This window comes from Bradyrhizobium sp. YCK136 (assembly GCF_044570075.1).
Lineage (GTDB): Bacteria > Pseudomonadota > Alphaproteobacteria > Rhizobiales > Xanthobacteraceae > Bradyrhizobium > Bradyrhizobium diazoefficiens.
Genome location: NZ_CP172424.1, coordinates 272115 through 290896, shown reverse-complemented (window position 1 = coordinate 290896; position 18782 = coordinate 272115). Strand labels below are relative to the sequence as shown.

The window sequence follows — 18782 nt, the reverse complement described above, 5'->3', positions numbered from 1 at the left end:
GTGGCTAGGTCTCCAGTTTAAGGTGAGAAGGTGCAGCGGGAGCGCTCGTGGCGCCGGAGTTGGCCGGGGTTGCGCAGGCGACACGAGCGCGGATTGCCGTGGCGTGATCGTCGTGAGCCTCGGCCTGCCGACCATTGTCGTCGGCATCGCGCCGCACAGCGCGGCTGAAGAGGTCGCCGTATTCCGCGGGGGTACGGATCAGCGGATGATCCTGGGTGAGCGGCGATGCCGGCTGTGGCGTCACTCCAACCTGCTCGATCGCCTGTTCGAACAACCGCTCGACGGTCGCACGCACGTGCTTGTAGCGGTAGATGCGGTTGTCGATGGCGTGCGCGCAGGCCTGCTCGACCAGCCGCGCCGGATACTTCCGGCCCAGCCCGACAATGCCCCACATCGCGCGCTGTCCGGGGCGCCCTTCGGTGTCGAACACCTGCTGGCACAAGGCCCTGGTCTGCGGTCCGATGCGCTCGGCGCTCGCCAGCAGCACGGCGGTTTGCCGCGACGGGTTGAACGGCCGTTCGCTGGTCGGCAGGACGACAGAACCGGGGTGCGCCATCCGGGAATGAACACGCAGCAGCGCACGGGTGTGGCGATCACGGATCTCGATCGTGGTGGTGTAGATGCGCACGACGACCTGGCTGCCGATCGGCGCGGGCCGCGCGGCGTAATAGCTGTTGTCGACGCGTACGGTGGTGTCGTCGCAGACAGTCCGGACGACTTCGGTGAAGATGCGGAAGGGAGCGACAGGCAGCGGCCGCAGGTGCGGCTTCTCTTCCTGGAACATCGCCTCGACCTGACGGCGCGTGCTGCCGTGGATGCGTTTGGAAGCCCAGTTCTCCTCCCAGTGCCTCAAGAACTCGTTTTGCGCCTCCAGCGTCTCGAAGCGCCGTCCGGCCAGCGCAGTGCCCTGGGTATGTTGAATCGCATTCTCGACGCATCCTTTCCGATTTGGATCGGCCACGCGCGCGGGATCGGCGACCACGGCGTAATGAGCCAGCATCGCGCTGTAAATCGGGTTGAGCTGGGGCTCGTACAAATCCGGCTTGAGGACGCCTTCCTTCAGGTTGTCGAGCACGACATAGCTGGGGACCCCGCCAAAATACCGGAACGCCTCTTCGTGGAGCTGCGCCCAGACTTGTTGGCTGGACTTCCAGACTACCCGCCGGAAGCTGCGCCGCGAGTAGCGTAGCGTCATCACGAACAGGCGGGGACGACGGTACCGCCCGCTCTTCGGATCAACCGTCGGCGCGCCCTCGCCATAGTCGACCTGAGCTTCCTCGCCGGGGAGGAACTCAAGACGATCAAACTGCTCAGGATCAGCGTGCCGCAACCGGCGCACAAACCGCTTGACACTCTGGTAGCTGGACGGAAAGCCAAATTGATCAACCAGGTCCTGGTAAATCGCCTGCGCGTTCCGCTTCAGCCGGACCTGTTCTTCGATCCACGTCCGATGCGCTTCGCAAGCCGAACGGGCCAGGCTGCTGGTGACCGTCGCTTCCGATGTCCCAAAAGCCGGTGGTCGGGGTGGAGGAATTTGGCCGTCCGCGCTCACCGAGCCGGTGGTCACTTCCCCGGGGGAATTTGCCTCCGCACCGGCCCGCAGCGCCTGATAACGCCGGATCGTCTTGCGATCGACACCCGTCAGCCGGTGAATCTCGCGCTGGCTGGTGTTGCGATCAAGTAATGTAAGTACGGTGCTTTGCAGATGTCGCTTCAAGACGTTCAACTCCCCGGCCCCTTGCTGGCTAAAGGGGTCGAACATAAACGTCCTGCCTGACCGGCTACTGCTGTTCAGCGGCGCTGACGGCGATCATCAGGTGGGGGAGTTTCAAGTGACCATACCCGGGGGATTTTGACCGACCCACGGGGATCAGCGCCGCCAACCGCACCAGCGGGTGGCCCATGTCGATGATTTGATCGAGCGCCGGAAGCAACAGGTCTTTCTGGCGATCATCCCGCGGTTTGCTCATCGCCGTCCCCAATGCCGATGACCCGTCCGTCAGGGAATCACGAATCGCTCGAAAGCAAAATCCCAAAACGCAAGAAACCGCGGCCCAACACCCGGCTTTCCTGCAAAATCGAATACTTTATCGAGACAACTTCTGCCTATCTCTCAGGCCGATCTGCATTCTTCACGGACGACCAATCAGAGCAAGCGCTAGTTCGTCGGCCCGACCGTGAACGGGCCGATCGCGATCACGTGGCAGTCGCTGTCGCGCCTGGCGCAATCGGCCAGCGCGGAATTGACCGCGGTCTGCTCGTCGGCGGCCTTCAGGCCGAGGCCGGGGCGTCCTGCGTTGCCGACGGCGACGGCATTCCAGCCCATGCCATCCGCGAGCTTGCGCACGACCTCGTCGCGGGCGTCGGCCACGATCGAGGCATTGCTCGCAGCATGGAAGAAGCCGGTGATCCTGAGCAGGGTCGGAATCGGCACGACGAAATTATCGTCCACCGCGACGATCATGCAGGCGACGCCCGCGATCGCGCCGCACGATTCCAGCGCACGCCGCGCCGATTCCTCGGGCGATGATGAGCCCAGCACCATGAAATATTGTCCGCCCGGGCCGAGCGCGACCGACCGGGATTTCGCCGCCGGCACGAACATGTTCTCGAGCCGGACCTTTTGCGGATCGCGCACCATCGGAAAGTCCTTCGACGCAAAGGTTCGCTCGGTCATCGCGTCATGCCGAAAATAGGGAGACGGCGGCATCGGCGGCTTGCCATGCGTGTAGACGACATTGTTGCCGACCGCATAGAGCTCGCAGCGCCGCGGCGATTGCGCGGCATCGGCGCGCTTCTGGCACTGATCGAGCGCGGCGTTGCGCGCGGCCTCCTCGTTCGGCTGGTTCAACGCTGAACCGGTGAAGCCGCCGATATTGAGCGCGAAGGCCTTGTAGTCGCCGGCGGCGGAATAGTCCCCGGCCAGATAGTTGCGGATGCGCTCGTTGATGAAGGGCACGCTGTCGGCAGCAAACTTGCCCGTCATCGGCGAGGCGGATGGCGACGGTGCGGGCATCGGAGCCATCGCAGCGCCGGCATTCGGCGGCGCCGTCGGCGCTACCTGCGCCTTTGCGAACTGGGTCGGCGTCGCGCTCGGCGCGGCACTGGGTGTCGCGGCCGGCGTCGCCACGGCGGTCGCCGTCTGCTTGAGCTTGGTGTTGTAGAGGAAGCCGGTGACAACGATGGCAACGACCGAGACGACTGCCACCACCAGCGGCCACATCCACACGGGTGCGGCGGCGAGCTTGGAGGCGGGCTTCTTCAACTGCGGCTTCGAATAGGTGCCGTCCTCGCGCCGCATCGCCACCATGTAGGCATGCACCGGCGTCGGGATGTTCTTCACCTCCTGCGCGCCGATATCGGCGAACTGCACCGACAGCTTGTTGGCGACCTGCTCGTGCACGGCACGGGAAACGCAGATGCCGCCGACCTCGGCGAGGCCTTCCAGCCGCGCGGCGATGTTGACGCCGTCGCCGAGCAGATCGCCGTTGCGCTCGACCACGTCGCCGATGGTGATGCCGATGCGGAACGACATCTGCCGGCTCGGCGGATAGGCCATGTTGCGGGTCCGCAAGGACTCCTGGATGTCGATCGCGCAGCGCACCGCGTCCACCGCGCTCGGAAATTCCGCGAGCACGGCATCGCCGGCGGTGTTGAAGATGCGACCGTTCGCCTTTGCGATGAAATCGTCGATGACTTCGCGGTAGGAGGCCAGGCGCCGCAGCGTCTCCTCCTCGTCTTCCGCGACCAGCCTCGAATACCCGGCAATATCGGCTGCGAAAATCGCTGCGATCTTGCGTTTCATCTGTGACCCGCCCCGGAACAAATTCGCAGGCGAAGAATGCCGCTATCGGCTGCGCAGTGCAACAAAGTTTCAGCGCCCGCCACTACCGTGACGAGCGCTGAACTTATTCAGGAATTTCTTGCAGGAATTTCGCGTTCGAGCCCCGAAGCGATGCCTCGGGGCTTAATGCATAGCCGTCGAGCTGAGCTGCTGCTGGATGCTCTTGAAGTGATCGAGCCGCTCGATGGCCAGATCGAGCTCGCCGCCTTCGTGCTCCTTCAGGCCCTCCTCCATCTCCGCGATGGTCTCGGCGAACTGGGCACGATCGAGCTCGTCCAGAGAGGTCGCGACGTCGGCGAGCACGGTGAGGCCCTTTTCGGAGACTTCGGCGAGGCCGCCGAGCACGATGATCTTCTCGTGCTTGCCGGCGGCGGTGACGGTGAGGATGCCCGGCCGGATTGCAGCCACGACCGGCGCATGTCCCGCCAGCACGCCGAAGTCGCCCTCGACGCCGGGGATGTCGACCTGGTCGACCTCACCCGAGAATGCGAGCTTTTCCGGCGAGACGAGATCGAAGTGGAAGGTGGCCATGGAGAACCTGCGAATAGCGAGTGGCGAATGGCGAGCGGCGAGTGGGAGCGGCGACTATTCGCTACTCCCCATTCGCCATTCGCTTCTTAGGCCGCTTCAGCGGCGAGCTTCTTGCCCTTCTCGACCGCCTCTTCGATGGTGCCGACCATGTAGAAGGCGGCTTCCGGCAGGTGGTCGTACTTGCCTTCCACCAGGCCCTTGAAGCCCTTGATGGTGTCGGCGAGGTCGACGAACTTGCCGGGCGAGCCGGTGAAGATTTCGGCGACGTGGAACGGCTGCGACATGAAGCGCTCGACCTTGCGGGCGCGGGCCACCGTCAGCTTGTCCTCTTCCGAAAGCTCGTCCATGCCGAGAATGGCGATGATGTCCTGGAGCGCCTTGTAGCGCTGCAGCACCTGCTGGACCTGACGGGCGACCGCGTAGTGCTCCTCGCCGACGACCAGCGGGGAGAGCATGCGCGAGGTCGAGTCGAGTGGGTCCACCGCCGGGTAGATGCCCTTTTCGGCGATCGAGCGCGACAGCGTGGTGGTCGCGTCCAAGTGCGCGAACGAGGTCGCGGGCGCCGGGTCGGTCAAGTCGTCGGCCGGAACGTAGATGGCCTGCACCGAGGTGATCGAGCCCTTCTGCGTGGTGGTGATGCGCTCCTGCAGCGCGCCCATGTCGGTCGCGAGCGTCGGCTGATAACCCACCGCCGAAGGAATACGGCCGAGCAGCGCCGACACTTCCGAGCCGGCCTGGGTGAAGCGGAAGATGTTGTCGACGAAGAACAGCACGTCCTGGCCCTTGTCGCGGAAGTCTTCCGCGATGGTCAGACCGGTGAGCGCGACGCGGGCGCGGGCGCCCGGCGGCTCGTTCATCTGGCCGAACACCAGCGCGCACTTCGACTTCACGCTCGGATCCGGATTGTGCGGATCGGCGTTGACCTTGGACTCGATGAACTCGTGATAGAGGTCGTTGCCCTCGCGGGTACGCTCGCCGACGCCGGCGAACACGGAGTAACCACCGTGCGCCTTCGCGACGTTGTTGATCAGCTCCTGAATCAGCACGGTCTTGCCGACGCCGGCGCCGCCGAACAGGCCGATCTTGCCGCCCTTCGCATAGGGAGCCAGGAGATCGACGACCTTGATGCCGGTGACGAGAATTTCAGCTTCGGTGGACTGGTCGGTGTAGGTCGGCGCTTCCTGGTGGATGGCGCGCAGGCCTTCCGACTTGACCGGGCCGGCTTCGTCGATCGGCTCGCCGATGACGTTGATGATGCGGCCGAGCGTGCCTTCGCCGACGGGAACGCGGATCGGCGAACCGGTGTCGGTCACTTCCTGGCCGCGGACCAGACCCTCGGTGGTGTCCATCGCGATCGTGCGCACGGTGGATTCGCCGAGATGCTGGGCGACTTCGAGCACCAGGCGGTTGCCGCCGTTCTTGGTCTCGAGCGAATTGAGAATGGCCGGGAGGTGGCCTTCGAACTGCACGTCGACGACGGCGCCGATGACCTGGGTGACGCGACCGGACTGGGCTGCCATTGAATGTCTCCTTCGATCCGAACTTCTAGACCACGGTCAACTGACCGGGATGTTGGGTTTAACGGGCAATGAAGCGCCTTGATCAGACGGCCTCGGCACCCGAGATGATTTCGATCAGTTCCTTGGTGATCTGCGCCTGACGCGTGCGGTTGTAGACCAGCGTCTGCTTGCGGATCATCTCACCGGCGTTGCGCGTCGCGTTGTCCATCGCGCTCATCTGCGCGCCGTAGAACGAGGCGTTGTTCTCGAGCAGCGCGCGGAAAATCTGGACCGCGAGGTTGCGCGGCAGCAGGCGCGTGAGGATCTCGTCCTCTTCCGGCTCGTATTCGTAAGACGTCGTGCTGGCGGCAGCGCCCTCCTCGACGACCAGCGGGATGATCTGCTGGGCGGTCGGGATCTGGGCGATCACCGAGCGGAAGCGCGAATAGAACAGCGTGCAGACGTCGAATTCACCGGCCTCGAAGCGCGCCAGAACCTTCTTGGCGATGTCCTCGGCGTTGACGAAGCCGAGCTGGCGAACGCTGCGCAGGTCGAGATGCTCGACGATCTGCTTGTCGAACTGGCGGCGCAGCTGCTCGTAACCCTTGCGGCCGACGCAGAAGAATTTCACTTCCTTGCCCTGCGCCATCAGCGCCAGCGCGCGCTCACGGGCGAGACGCACGATCGAGGAGTTGAAGGCGCCGGACAGGCCGCGCTCGCCGGTGCAGACCAGCAGCAGGTGGACCTGGTCCCTGCCGGTGCCGGCCAGCAGCGCCGGCGCGCCGGGCGAGCCCGCCGCGGCGCCGGCGATGTTGGAAATCACCGCGCTCATCTTGTCGGCATAGGGACGCGCAGCCTCGGCCGCGGTCTGCGCGCGGCGCAGCTTCGAGGCCGCGACCATCTGCATGGCCTTGGTGATCTTTTGCGTCGCCTTGGTGGAGGCGATGCGGACGCGCATGTCTTTAAGTGACGCCATTCTTCGTCCCCGACGGTTCGAGCCCTTGCGGCCAAACCGCTAGCCTGTCTCTGTCGTCATGCCCGGGCCTGTCCCGGGCATCCACGTCTTGGTCTTCCACGCGGCAAGGCGTGGATGGCCGGGACATCAAATGCGAAGACGCGCTTCGCGCTTTTGGCCCGGCCGTGACGGTTCTTACGCGAAGCTCTTCGCAAAACCTTCGACCACCGACTTCAGCTTGGCAGCGGTGTCGTCGGAGAGGTCGCGGCTATCGCGGATCGAATTGAGGATCTCGACGTTCTTGCCGCGCAGCAGCGAGAGCAGACCGTCCTCGAACGCGCGCACCTTGTTAACGGGGAGCGGATCGAGATAGCCGTTGGTGCCAGCCCAGATCACGCAGACCTGCTCTTCCATCTTCAGCGGCGAGAACTGCGGCTGCTTCAGGAGCTCGGTCAGGCGCGAACCGCGGTTGAGCAGGCGCTGGGTCGAGGCGTCGAGGTCGGAGCCGAACTGCGCGAACGCCGCCATTTCGCGATACTGCGCGAGCTCGCCCTTGATCTTGCCGGCGACCTTCTTGGTGGCCTTGGTCTGCGCGGACGAACCGACGCGCGACACCGACAGACCGACGTTCACCGCGGGACGGATGCCCTGGAAGAACAGGTCGGTTTCCAGGAAGATCTGGCCGTCGGTGATCGAGATGACGTTGGTCGGGATGTAGGCCGACACGTCGTTGGCCTGGGTTTCGATAATAGGCAGCGCGGTCAGCGAGCCCGAGCCATGATCCTTGCTGAGCTTCGCCGCGCGCTCGAGCAGGCGGGAGTGCAGATAGAACACGTCGCCCGGATAGGCTTCGCGGCCCGGCGGACGGCGCAGCAGCAGCGACATCTGGCGGTAAGCGACGGCCTGCTTGGACAGATCGTCATAGATGATGACGGCGTGCATGCCGTTGTCGCGGAAGAATTCGCCCATGGTGCAGGCAGTAAAGGGGGCAATGTACTGCATCGGCGCCGGATCCGAGGCGGTGGCGGCGACGATGATCGAGTATTCGAGCGCGCCCTGCTCTTCCAGCACCTTCACGAACTGGGCGACGGTCGAACGCTTCTGGCCGACTGCGACGTAGACGCAGTACAGCTTGATGTTCTCGTCGGGCTGCGCGTTGAGCGGCTTCTGGTTCAGGATGGTGTCGAGCGCGATCGCGGTCTTGCCGGTCTGACGGTCGCCGATGATCAGCTCGCGCTGGCCGCGGCCGATCGGGATCAGGGCGTCGATCGCCTTGAGGCCGGTCGCCATCGGCTCGCTCACCGACTTGCGCGGAATGATGCCGGGCGCCTTGACGTCGACGCGCATGCGCTTGTCGGCCTGGATCGGCCCCTTGCCGTCGATCGGGTTGCCGAGCGCGTCGACGACGCGGCCGAGCAGGCCCTTGCCGACCGGCGCGTCCACGATGGCGCGGGTGCGCTTGACGGTCTGGCCTTCCTTGATCTCGCGGTCGGCACCGAAAATAACGACGCCGACGTTGTCGGTTTCGAGGTTCAGCGCCATGCCGCGGGTGCCGTTCTCGAACTCGACCATCTCACCGGCCTGGACGTTGTCCAGACCGTAGACGCGGGCGATACCGTCGCCGACGGACAGCACCTGTCCGACTTCGGAGACTTCAGCTTCCTGGCCGAAATTCTTGATCTGGTCCTTGAGGATCGCGGAAATTTCCGCGGCGCGGATGTCCATCAGCCTGCCTCTTTCATCGCGTGCTTGATCGAATTGAGTTTGGTGCGAAGCGAACCATCCACCATGCGGCTGCCCAGCTTGACGACGAGGCCACCGATGATCGAGGGATCGACTTTCACGTTCAGCGCGACGTCCTTACCGGTCACCGACTTCAGGGCAACCTTGAGGGCGTCGAGATTCTTGTCCGAGAGCGCCTCCGCCACGGTGACATCAGCGGTCGCCTCGCCCTTGAACTTGGCGACGAGGGCGCGGTAGGCGCGGATGACGTCAGCCACCACGAACAGGCGGCGGTTGGCGGTCAGCACTTTCAGGAAATTGGCAGAGATGCCGGCGATGCCGACCTTGTCCAGCACGGCCGTGAGGGCCCTGGACTGGGCATCGGCCGCGAACACCGGGCTGCGGACGAGGCGCTTCAGATCGGCGCTCTCGCCGAGCAAGGCCTCGAACCTGTCGAGGTCGGCCTTGACCTCGTCGACCGCTTTCTGGTCGCGGGCCAGTTCAAACAAGGCCGTTGCATAACGGCCGGACACACCGGAAACGGACGTATCTTCTGCAGCCACAGACGCGCTCTTTTTGCTGTCAAATTCGCAAGGGAAAAACCGTCGCCACGAAGCGGCGCCTAGCGATCCAAGCCCTTGGAATTCAAGCGGGACTTCGATTTTCGACCAACACGGGAAGTGCCGGGCTCGTTAAAATCGCGGCTTTGCTAACATAGCAGGCGCGCACGTGCAACATGACGCCAAATTAAAGGCACGAGGTTCTGTCGCCAGTTCGTCGCACTCGACGGCGCTTCAATGACGAGGGGTCGGCGACCTCGACGATGACCTGCCACGCCACGGAATTGCCGCGAGCCTTGCGGCGGTGCGGCGCCGTTGGTTCCTGCTCTCAGCGCATAGCGGCCATGAACACGGATCGCTGAGGCGTGAATTCGGCCCCGGTCGCGCCGCCCGCTGAATACTTACCCAATTCTAAGTGCTGAGAGCGATGACTTCACTCTACAGTATTCATAAGTAATAGTTCAGTTAATGAATCGTTAAAGTTAAAGATTACGGAATGTCGGATGAATATACCGGCAGGTCACAAGATATTTCACGACGAAACAGAATGGAATTACTGCCCAATTCATGCCGCATTGCGCAACGAAACGCCAAACCGCTCACAAACCGATGAGGGCTCCACTGGCCACATATGTGGCAATACTAGCTTAGGGACCACTAAATGCTGTCTTTCAAGACGCTGGGCACTGTGACCCGGCCGCGCACGGCGATCGCTTTCATAGCCGCAACCCTCTTCATCGGTGGAACCGCCACCGAAGCTTCCGCCAAATCCAGGCATCACCGGCACCATCATCGTCACCACGCCCAGACCGACGCCAATGCAGGCTCTGATTGGCGCAATGCCAATGCGGCAATGACGCCGTCCTCGGGCACCGGGCACAGCTTCTCCGGCATGGCCTCCTATTACGGCAACGAGTCCGGCAGCAGGACCGCCTCGGGCCAGCGCTTCAACCAGAACGCCATGACCGCGGCACACCGTTCGCTGCCGTTCGGCACCAAGCTGCGCGTCACCCACGGCGGCTCGAGCGTGATCGTCACCATCAATGACCGTGGCCCGTTCATTCGCGGCCGTGTGCTCGACCTCTCCACGGGCGCTGCCCGCGCCATCGGCCTCACCGGCGCCGGCGTCGGCCGCGTCACCGCGGAAGTCATCTCCTAAGGCGCCACGGCGCCTCACATTGCCCGCGCACTTTCCATCAGTTTGATGCGCGCATGAAACAAGCCCGCCGTCTTGGGGGACGGCGGGCTTTTTGTTGTCGTCATTCCGGGGCGATGCGCAGCATCGAGCCCGGAATCCATCGGGCGGCAGGGCCCGCGGTGAAATGGATTCCGGGCTCGCGACTTCGTCGCGCCCCGGAATGACAGCGGAGAATGGCGGCGACGGCAGCCTTACAAAAAGCTCTGCGGATCGACGTCCACCTCCAGCTTCTGATTGCCCTTCGGTTTCGGACACACAGCGAGCCAGTTGCGCAAATAGTCCGACAGGTCGAAACCGCGCGCCGATTTCACCAGGATGCGGAAGCGGTAGCGGCCCTTGATGACGGCGAGCGGCGCTTCCGCCGGGCCCAGCACCACCACGCGCTCGTCGCGCGGCGCGAGCGCAACGAGGCGGCGGCCAAAGCCTTCCGCGCTCGGGCGGTCGCCGGCCGAGATGATCAGGCTGGCGAGCCGGCCGAACGGCGGATACAGCGTGCGCTCGCGAAGATCGATCTCGCTGTCGTAGAAGGCCTCGCGGTCGCAGGCGATCAGCGCCTTCATCACGGGATGATCGGGCTGGTGGGTCTGGAGATAGCCGACGCCGCGGCCCTGCTCGCGTCCGGCGCGGCCGATCACCTGGTTCAGCAATTGCCAAGTGCGTTCCCCCGCGCGCGGATCGCCATTGGACAGGCCGAGATCCGCATCCACCACGCCGACCAGATTGAGCCGCGGGAAATTGTGGCCCTTGGCGACGAGCTGCGTGCCGATGATGATGTCGACGCGGCCCTCCGCGATCTCGGCAAGCTCGGAGCGCATGGTCTCGATCGAGGTGATGAGATCGCTCGACAGCACCATGGTGCGCGCCTCCGGGAACAGCGCGGCCGCTTCTTCCTGCAGGCGCTCGACGCCGGGGCCGACCGCGACCAGCGATTCCTCCGCCGAACAGTTCGGACAGACATGCGGGCGCGGCATCGAGAAGCCGCAATGGTGACAGACGAGGCGCTGGCGGAAGCGATGATCGACCAGCCAGGCATCGCAGATGGTGCAGGCGAAGCGGTGGCCGCAGGCGCGGCACAGCGTCAGCGGCGCATAGCCGCGGCGATTGAGGAACAATAGCGCCTGCTCGCGCCGCTCGATCGCGGTCCTGATCTCGCCCGCCAAGCGCGGCGAGATGAAGCGGCCGCGCGCCGGCGGCTCGCGGCGCATGTCGATCGCCTCGATATGCGGCATGTGCTGGCCGCCGAAGCGCGAGGGCAGCGCGATGCGCTGATAGCGGTTCTTGCGCGCATTGACCTCGGATTCGACCGACGGCGTCGCGGAGGCCAGCACGATCGGAATTTTTGCGATATGCGCGCGCACCACCGCCATGTCGCGGGCATGGTAATGCACGCCCTCGTCCTGCTTGTAGGCCTGGTCGTGCTCTTCGTCGACGACGATGAGGCCGAGATTGGCGTAGGGCAGAAACAGCGCCGAGCGCGCGCCGACCACGACCGGCGCGCTGCCTTCGGAGATCGCCGCCCAGTTGCGCGCGCGGGTGCGCGGGGTGAGCTCGGAGTGCCATTCGATCGGCCGCACGCCAAAACGCTGCGCGAAGCGGTCGAGGAACTGGCCGGTGAGCGCGATCTCCGGCATCAGGATCAGCGACTGCCTGCCGCGGCGGATCGCCTCCGCCACCGCCTCGAAATAGACCTCGGTCTTGCCCGAGCCGGTGACGCCGTCGAGCAGCGCGACGTGGAAGGTGCCGTTGGCCGCGAGCGCGCGCATCGTATCGACCGCGGTGCGCTGGAGCGGTGTGAAATCCGGCCGGCCAAAATCCGGATCGGGGGCCGGCGGCGGCGGCGGCGGCGGCATCGGCTCGACCGTCAGCGTGCCTTCGTCCACCAGCCCGTCGATCACGCCGGCCGAGACGCCCGCCTCCTTGGCCGCCTCGGACTTGCCGTGCAGCAGCCGGTCCGACAGCACCTCGATCACGCGTTGCCGCGCCGGCGTCAGCCGCCTGGGGGGATCGCCGACCAGGCGCACGCCGGGGCGCACCCGCTCGGGGCCGAGATTCTCGCCCATCCGCAGGCACATGCGCAGCACCATGCCGCGCGGGCTCAGCGTGTAATTGGCGACCCAGTCGACGACGGAACGCAACTCGGGCTTCAGCGGAGGGAGATCGAGCTTCTCGCTGACCTCCTTGAGGCGGTTGTGCAGGCGCGGATCGGGATTGGCGTTTTCCGCCCAGACCACGGCGAGCACCTCGCGGGGCCCAAGCGGCACGCCGACGAGATCGCCCGCCTTCAGCTCCATCCCGCGCGGCACCTTGTAGGAATAGGTCTGGTCAAGCGCGACCGGCACCAGCACGTCGACCATGCGGGTCGCGTTGGCGGAAACGGTGCTGCTGCGGGACGTGTGGTCCATGAACTGAGAATCGGAACCCGGGGGCCTCAAGGCTAGCGCCGTGAGGCGGCCTTAGCGAACGATAAACGAGTGTGATGCGATATACTGTGCGGAATCACCACGTCCAGAGCGCATGAGCAAAGCGGCCGCCCCACAAATCGAGCTCGCCAGCGCAGATCCCTCGATCGCGCAGGAGATGACGCGCTGGCTGTCGCATCTCGGCGCCGAGCGGCGGCTGTCGCCGAAGACGCTGGAGGCCTATGGCCGCGACTTGCGGCAGTGCCTGGATTTCCTCTGCAATCATTGGGGCGAACGCGTCACGCTCAAGCGCTTCGCCGCGCTGGAGGCCACCGACGTGCGCGCCTTCATGGCGATGCGCCGGGCCGACGACATTGCCGGCCGCTCGCTGATGCGCGCGCTGGCGGGCCTGCGCTCGTTCGGCCGCTTCCTCGAACGCGAGGGCAAGGGCAAGGTCGGCGCGCTCTCCGCGATCCGCGCGCCGAAAGTCGCAAAGAGCCTGCCGAAGCCGCTGCCGATGGCGTCGGCCAAACGTCTTGCGGACGCCGACGAGCGCGCCGGCGAGGAACGCGAGACCTGGATTCTGGCGCGCGATGCGGCGGTGATGGCGCTGCTGTATGGTTCCGGCCTGCGCATCTCCGAAGCACTCGGACTGAAGCGCCGCGAGGTGCCGAAGCCGGGCGAAGGCGATGTGCTGGTCGTCACAGGCAAAGGCAACAAGACCCGCATGGTGCCGGTGCTGCAGAACGTGCTGGCGCTGGTGCAGGAATATGTTTCGATGTGCCCCTATCCGCTGCCGGCGGAAGGGCCGATCTTCGTCGGCGCGCGCGGCGGTCCCTTGAGCCCGCGCATCATCCAGCTCGCGATGGAGCGGCTGCGCGGCGCGCTCGGCCTGCCCGACAGCGCGACGCCGCACGCGCTGCGCCATTCCTTCGCCACGCATCTTCTGTCGCGCGGCGGCGACCTGCGCGCGATCCAGGAACTGCTCGGCCATTCCTCGCTCTCGACCACGCAGATCTACACCGGCATCGATTCCGAGCGGCTGCTGGAAGTCTATGCCAGCGCGCATCCGCGGCGGTGAATTCTGACATCAAGCTGTCATAGCAAGCTCTTGGCGCGCATGCCTCTTGCGCGGCGCCCGCGGTTCGGTCAATCGTGGGGCATAAAGGCAGGAGGGATTTATGAGCGCACATGAAAGCATGGAGCATGCCGAGCACGCCGAACACGCGTCCGGCTCGAACAAGAAGATCGCCCTTCTGATCGCCGTGCTGGCCCTGTTCCTGGCGATCTCGGAGACGCTCGGCAAGGGCGCCCAGACCGAATCGATCAGCAAGAACGTCGAGGCCGCCAATCTCTGGGCGTTCTTCCAGGCCAAGAGCATCCGCCGCACCGTGGTGGTGACCGCGGCCGAGCAGGGCAAGCTCACGGTCGTCGGCGCGACCGACGACGCCATGAAGGCAGCGGTGCAGAAGCAGGTCGACGACTGGACCAAGACCGCGCAGCGCTATCGCTCCGAGCCCGAGACCGGCGAAGGCACCGAGCAGCTCGCCGAGAAGGCCAAGCATGCCGAGCACGAGCGCGACGAGGCGACCGCTAAATACCATCACTTCGAGCTGGCGTCGGCCGCCTTCCAGATCGGCATCGTGCTGGCCTCGGCCACCATCATCACCGGCATCTTCGCGCTCGCCTATGTCGGCGGCCTCCTGACGCTCGCCGGCCTGCTCATGACCGCGCTCGGCCTGTGGTGGCCGCATCTGCTGCATTTGCATTGAGGGGGCTGATGAGGCGGTTGCGCTGCCAATTCCGTCATCCTTCAAGGGCCGCTGAAGAAGCGGCCACCTCCACGGCTTCGCCGTTGCGCGGGGGTGACGGTGATAGATTGATTGCCGCAGCAATCACCGCGCCTGGTGCACGCTCTTGCGGAAGCGCTGGATCAGGCGGAGCGTGCGGGCGGACCAGCCTTCGCCGTTGCCGGTGATCAGCTCGCGGATGCGCTGCTTGATCGGGTCTACCAGCAGGTGCGCCTTGGCACGCACCTTCATCACGAGATCGTAGATCCGCTCGAACCAGTGCATCTCCAAAAGCTTGTCGCGCGTGACGTCGAACACGAAGGCGGTGACGCCGACGCCGACGAGCTTTGCGAACAGGATCGTGAAGACGGCGCTGGTCCAGTATTCATGCGTGAGCAGCCACAGGCCGACCAGCTTGAGCGGAAACAGCGGGATGATGGGGACCGCGAACACGATCAGCGTCATGGCCGGCGACAGCGCGTCGACACGCTCCGTCAGCCATTGCTTGAAACGCGCGAGCGGGATGGCTGCGACAACCCGCGCGACGATCGGTTCGAGATGGTCCCACAGCCAGGCTTCGATCAGGAAAATGATCGCAAGCAGGACCCAGACCGGTTGGAGAAGGCGGCGCAGCATGTGTTGTCCCGCCCGATTCGGCTCGGGGCGTCGCCTACATATGGATGGCCCGCTTGCCGACTGCAAGCGCGGCTTCCTTGATGGCCTCCGAGCGGGTCGGATGCGCGTGGCAGGTGCGCGCGAGATCCTCCGCACTGCCGCCAAAGTCCATGAGAACGCACGCCTCATGGATCATTTCGCCGGCTTCGCGACCGATAATGTGCACGCCGAGCACGCGATCGGTCTTCGCATCTGCGAGAATCTTCACAAAGCCATCGGTGGTCTGGTTGACCTTGGAGCGGCCGTTGGCGGTAAAGGGAAACTTCCCGACGGTATAAGCCACGCCCGCCTGCTTCAGTTCCTCCTCGGTCTTGCCGACGGAGGAGACTTCCGGCGTGGTATACACGACGCCTGGGATAACGTCGTAATTCACGTGGCCGGCCTGGCCTGCGATGATCTCGGCAACCGCAACGCCTTCATCCTCGGCCTTGTGCGCGAGCATCGGGCCCGCGACGACGTCGCCGATGGCATAGACGCCCTTCAGGCTGGTGGCGAAATGCGGATCGATCTGCACGCGGCCGCGATTGTCGAGCGCAACGCCGGCTTCCTTCAGGCCGAGCCCATCGGTGTAGGGCACGCGGCCGATGCAGACGAGCACGACGTCGGCTTCCAGCGTCTCCGCAGCGCCGCCGGCGGCGGGCTCGATCGTCGCCTTCAGCGTCTTGCCGGAGGTATCAACGGCGGTGACCTTGGCGCCGAGCTTGAATGCAAAGCCCTGCTTCTCGAGGATGCGCTGGAATTGCTTGGCGATCTCGCCGTCCATGCCGGGCATGATGCGATCCAGGAATTCGACGACGACGACTTCGGCGCCGAGCCGCTTCCACACCGAGCCGAGCTCGAGGCCGATCACGCCGGCGCCGACGACGAGCAGCTTGCCGGGGACCTTGTCCAGCGACAGCGCGCCGGTGGACGAAACGATGCGCTTCTCGTCGATCTCGATGCCCTTGAGACGCGCGATGTCCGAGCCGGTGGCGATCACGATGCTCTTGGTCTCGACGACCTGCGACTTGCCGTCGGCGGAGACTTCGACCTTGCCGGTGCCAAGAATCTTGCCGGTGCCCTTGAGCACGTCGATCTTGTTCTTCTTCATCAGGAACTCGACGCCCTTGACGTTGCCGTCGATGCCCTGCTGCTTGAAGTTCATCATCGCCGGCAGCTCGAGCTTCGGCGCGGAGACCGACACGCCCATCTTGGCGAAGGAGTGCGCGGCCTCCTCGAACATTTCGGAAGCGTGCAGCAGCGCCTTCGAGGGCATGCAGCCGACATTGAGGCAGGTGCCGCCGAGCGTTGCGTTCTTTTCGACCACGGCGACTTTCATGCCGAGCTGGGCTGCGCGCACCGCGCAGACATAACCGCCCGGTCCGGTGCCGATGACGACGAGATCGTAGGTAGCCATGAGAGAAAGTCCCGTGAGTTTAGCGTGGAAAGATGCGTCAGCGTCCGCGCGGCGCGTCAGCGTCCGCCGGACACGTCGAGAATGGCTGAGGTGACGTAGGAGGCATCGTCCGACATCAGCCAGACGATGGCGTTGGCGATTTCCTCGGCGGTGCCGACGCGCTTCATCGGCACCAAATGGGCCAGACGATGGGCGCGGTCGGGCTCGCCGCCGGCGGCGTGGATTTCGGTGTCGATTAGGCCGGGCCGGATCGCCGCGACGCGGATGCCTTCGCCCGCGACCTCGTAGCCGAGCCCGACGGTGAAGGAATCGACCGCGCCCTTGGACGCGGCATAATCGACATAGGTGTTGGGTGCGCCGAGCCGGGCTGCGACCGACGACAGGTTCACGATGACGCCGCCCTTGCCGCCGTGCCTGGTCGACATCCGCTTCACCGCCTCGCGCGCGCAGAGGATGGAGCCGGTGACGTTGACCGCCATCACGCGCTGGATGCGCTCGGCCGACATCTCGTCGACGCGCACGCCGCTCTTGCCGACGATGCCGCCGTTGTTGACGAGTGCGCCGAGCGTGCCGAACTTGTCCGCCTGCTTGAACAGCTCGAGGATGTCGCTTTCCTCGGCGACATCGCATTTCACCGCGATGGCCTTGCCGTTGCTGGCCGCGATCTGCGCGACGACTTCATCCGCAGCCTGCTTGTTGCTGGCGTAGCCGACCACGACACGGAAGCCGCGTGCGGCCGCCGCGATCGCGGTCGCCCGCCCGATGCCGCGGCTGCCGCCGGTGATGACAACGACTTTATCGGTCATGCGCGCCTCCATGGTTCGACACGCGCCGTCGCGTGAGGGCGACGGCGCTCGCAGAGCATCAGCGATCAGAGATCGAGCACCAGGCGCGCCGGATCTTCCAGGCTCTCCTTGACGCGAACGAGGAAGGTGACGGCTTCCTTGCCGTCGATGACGCGGTGATCGTAGGACAGCGCCAGGTACATCATCGGGCGGACCTCGATCTTGCCGCCGACGACCATCGGCCGCTCCTGGATCTTGTGCATGCCGAGGATGCCGGACTGCGGCGCGTTGAGGATCGGGGTCGACATCAGCGAACCGTAGATGCCGCCATTGGTGATGGTGAAGGTACCGCCCTGCATCTCGTCGATCTTGAGCTGGCCGTCACGGGCGCGGCGGCCGAAATCGGCGATGCCCTTCTCGATGTCGGCGATCGACTTGTGGTCGCAGTCACGCACCACGGGCACGACGAGGCCCTTGTCGGTGCCGACGGCGACGCCGATGTGATAGTAGTTCTTGTAGATCAGGTCAGTGCCGTCGATCTCGGCGTTGACGGCCGGGATGTCCTTCAGCGCCTGCACGACGGCCTTGGTGAAGAAGCCCATGAAGCCGAGCTTGCTGCCGTGCTTCTTCTCGAACGCGTCCTTGTAGTGGGCGCGCAGCGCCATGACGTTGGTCATGTCGACCTCGTTGAAGGTCGTGAGCATGGCCGCGGTGTTCTGCACGTCCTTGAGGCGGCGCGCGATGGTCTGGCGCAGCCGGGTCATCTTGACGCGCTCTTCGCGGGCGGCGTCATCGGCCGGCGACAGCGCGCGGACCTGAACGGCGGCGGCGGGCTGGTTGACCGGGGTCGGCGCGGAGGCCGCACGCTCGATCGCGGCGAGCATGTCGCCCTTGGTGACGCGGCCGTCCTTGCCGGAGCCCGGAACGGTCGAAGCGTCGATGCCGGTCTCGGCCGAGAGCTTGCGCACGGAGGGGGCGAGCGGGGCATCGGCCGGCGGCGCCTTCGCGGCCGGAGCCGGTGCGGCAGCAGCCGCCGCGGCGGCCGGAGCAGCAGCGGGCTTGGCGGGAGCAGCGGCCGGCTTGGCCGCGCCGGCGGCGCCTTCGGTGATCTGGCCGAGCAGCGCGCCCACGGCAACGGTCGCGCCGTCAGCGGCGATGATCTCGCTCAGCGTGCCGGCGGAGGGCGCCGGGACTTCGATGGTGACCTTGTCGGTCTCGAGCTCCACCAAGGGCTCGTCAACGGCGACGGGGTCGCCGGCCTTCTTGAACCAGCGGCCGATGGTGGCCTCGGTGACGGATTCGCCGAGCGTCGGCACACGAATTTCAGTCATGGTCTTTTCCTTAAGGGATCGCCAATGCGGTCATGAATTCCAATTGTCACGGCCAGCGAAAAGCAGGCCATCCAGCAAGCCGGGACGTTCGCATTCA

Annotated in this window: 16 protein-coding genes; 3 read left to right on the top strand and 13 right to left on the bottom strand. The window is 65.2% G+C overall.

Features of this window, described 5'->3' with window-relative positions; genetic code table 11:
* Window positions 1-4: 4 nt before the first annotated feature.
* The 8 genes from istA to ACFLEY_RS01345 form a co-directional block, all read right to left on the bottom strand.
* Window positions 5-1762: an IS21-like element IS1631 family transposase gene (istA, locus tag ACFLEY_RS01380; RefSeq protein ID WP_100214066.1), complete on the bottom strand. Its 1758-nt coding sequence runs from the start codon at window positions 1760-1762 to the stop codon at window positions 5-7.
* Window positions 1763-1781: 19 nt separating this feature from the next.
* On the bottom strand, window positions 1782-1970 hold the full coding sequence (locus tag ACFLEY_RS01375) for a hypothetical protein (protein WP_396605014.1): 189 nt from the start codon (window positions 1968-1970) through the stop codon (window positions 1782-1784).
* Window positions 1971-2158: 188 nt separating this feature from the next.
* On the bottom strand, window positions 2159-3805 hold the full coding sequence (locus ACFLEY_RS01370; RefSeq protein WP_060909721.1) for an adenylate/guanylate cyclase domain-containing protein: 1647 nt from the start codon (window positions 3803-3805) through the stop codon (window positions 2159-2161).
* 162 nt (window positions 3806-3967) lie between these two features.
* Window positions 3968-4375, bottom strand: a complete 408-nt coding sequence (locus tag ACFLEY_RS01365; RefSeq protein WP_060909720.1) for a F0F1 ATP synthase subunit epsilon — start codon at window positions 4373-4375, stop codon at window positions 3968-3970.
* 86 nt (window positions 4376-4461) lie between these two features.
* Window positions 4462-5895 (bottom strand): F0F1 ATP synthase subunit beta, encoded by a 1434-nt coding sequence (gene atpD / locus ACFLEY_RS01360; protein WP_011083272.1) that lies wholly within the window; start codon window positions 5893-5895, stop codon window positions 4462-4464.
* Between the two features lie 82 nt (window positions 5896-5977).
* Complete coding sequence (locus ACFLEY_RS01355) at window positions 5978-6850, bottom strand: F0F1 ATP synthase subunit gamma (protein WP_060909719.1); 873 nt, start codon at window positions 6848-6850, stop codon at window positions 5978-5980.
* A 174-nt stretch (window positions 6851-7024) separates the two neighbouring features.
* Complete coding sequence (atpA, locus tag ACFLEY_RS01350) at window positions 7025-8554, bottom strand: F0F1 ATP synthase subunit alpha (RefSeq protein WP_011083274.1); 1530 nt, start codon at window positions 8552-8554, stop codon at window positions 7025-7027.
* Window positions 8554-9114, bottom strand: coding sequence for a F0F1 ATP synthase subunit delta (locus ACFLEY_RS01345; protein WP_011083275.1), 561 nt, complete (start codon window positions 9112-9114; stop codon window positions 8554-8556). The genes atpA and ACFLEY_RS01345 overlap by 1 nt, the downstream gene beginning before the upstream one ends.
* A gap of 658 nt (window positions 9115-9772) precedes the next feature.
* Between ACFLEY_RS01345 and ACFLEY_RS01340 the strand changes: the two genes are divergently transcribed.
* Complete coding sequence (locus ACFLEY_RS01340; RefSeq protein WP_011083276.1) at window positions 9773-10270, top strand: septal ring lytic transglycosylase RlpA family protein; 498 nt, start codon at window positions 9773-9775, stop codon at window positions 10268-10270.
* A gap of 230 nt (window positions 10271-10500) precedes the next feature.
* Here the strand turns inward: ACFLEY_RS01340 and ACFLEY_RS01335 are convergent, their stop codons facing one another.
* On the bottom strand, window positions 10501-12711 hold the full coding sequence (locus ACFLEY_RS01335) for a primosomal protein N' (protein ID WP_211433813.1): 2211 nt from the start codon (window positions 12709-12711) through the stop codon (window positions 10501-10503).
* A 112-nt stretch (window positions 12712-12823) separates the two neighbouring features.
* Between ACFLEY_RS01335 and ACFLEY_RS01330 the strand changes: the two genes are divergently transcribed.
* Together ACFLEY_RS01330 and ACFLEY_RS01325 are read left to right on the top strand one after the other, a co-directional pair.
* Entirely contained in the window at window positions 12824-13789 is a 966-nt protein-coding gene (locus ACFLEY_RS01330) for a tyrosine recombinase XerC (RefSeq protein ID WP_011083278.1), read from the top strand.
* Window positions 13790-13889: 100 nt separating this feature from the next.
* Window positions 13890-14480, top strand: coding sequence for a DUF4337 domain-containing protein (locus ACFLEY_RS01325; RefSeq protein WP_060909718.1), 591 nt, complete (start codon window positions 13890-13892; stop codon window positions 14478-14480).
* Between the two features lie 123 nt (window positions 14481-14603).
* Here ACFLEY_RS01325 and ACFLEY_RS01320 read toward each other — a convergent pair whose 3' ends face one another.
* From ACFLEY_RS01320 to odhB, 4 genes are all read right to left on the bottom strand, one after another.
* Entirely contained in the window at window positions 14604-15134 is a 531-nt protein-coding gene (locus tag ACFLEY_RS01320) for a hypothetical protein (RefSeq protein WP_011083280.1), read from the bottom strand.
* A gap of 34 nt (window positions 15135-15168) precedes the next feature.
* Window positions 15169-16569: a dihydrolipoyl dehydrogenase gene (gene lpdA / locus ACFLEY_RS01315; RefSeq protein ID WP_060909717.1), complete on the bottom strand. Its 1401-nt coding sequence runs from the start codon at window positions 16567-16569 to the stop codon at window positions 15169-15171.
* Window positions 16570-16625: 56 nt separating this feature from the next.
* Window positions 16626-17375, bottom strand: a complete 750-nt coding sequence (locus tag ACFLEY_RS01310; protein ID WP_028174864.1) for an SDR family oxidoreductase — start codon at window positions 17373-17375, stop codon at window positions 16626-16628.
* Window positions 17376-17440: 65 nt separating this feature from the next.
* Window positions 17441-18685, bottom strand: coding sequence for a 2-oxoglutarate dehydrogenase complex dihydrolipoyllysine-residue succinyltransferase (odhB, locus tag ACFLEY_RS01305; RefSeq protein WP_060909716.1), 1245 nt, complete (start codon window positions 18683-18685; stop codon window positions 17441-17443).
* Window positions 18686-18782: the final 97 nt, after the last annotated feature.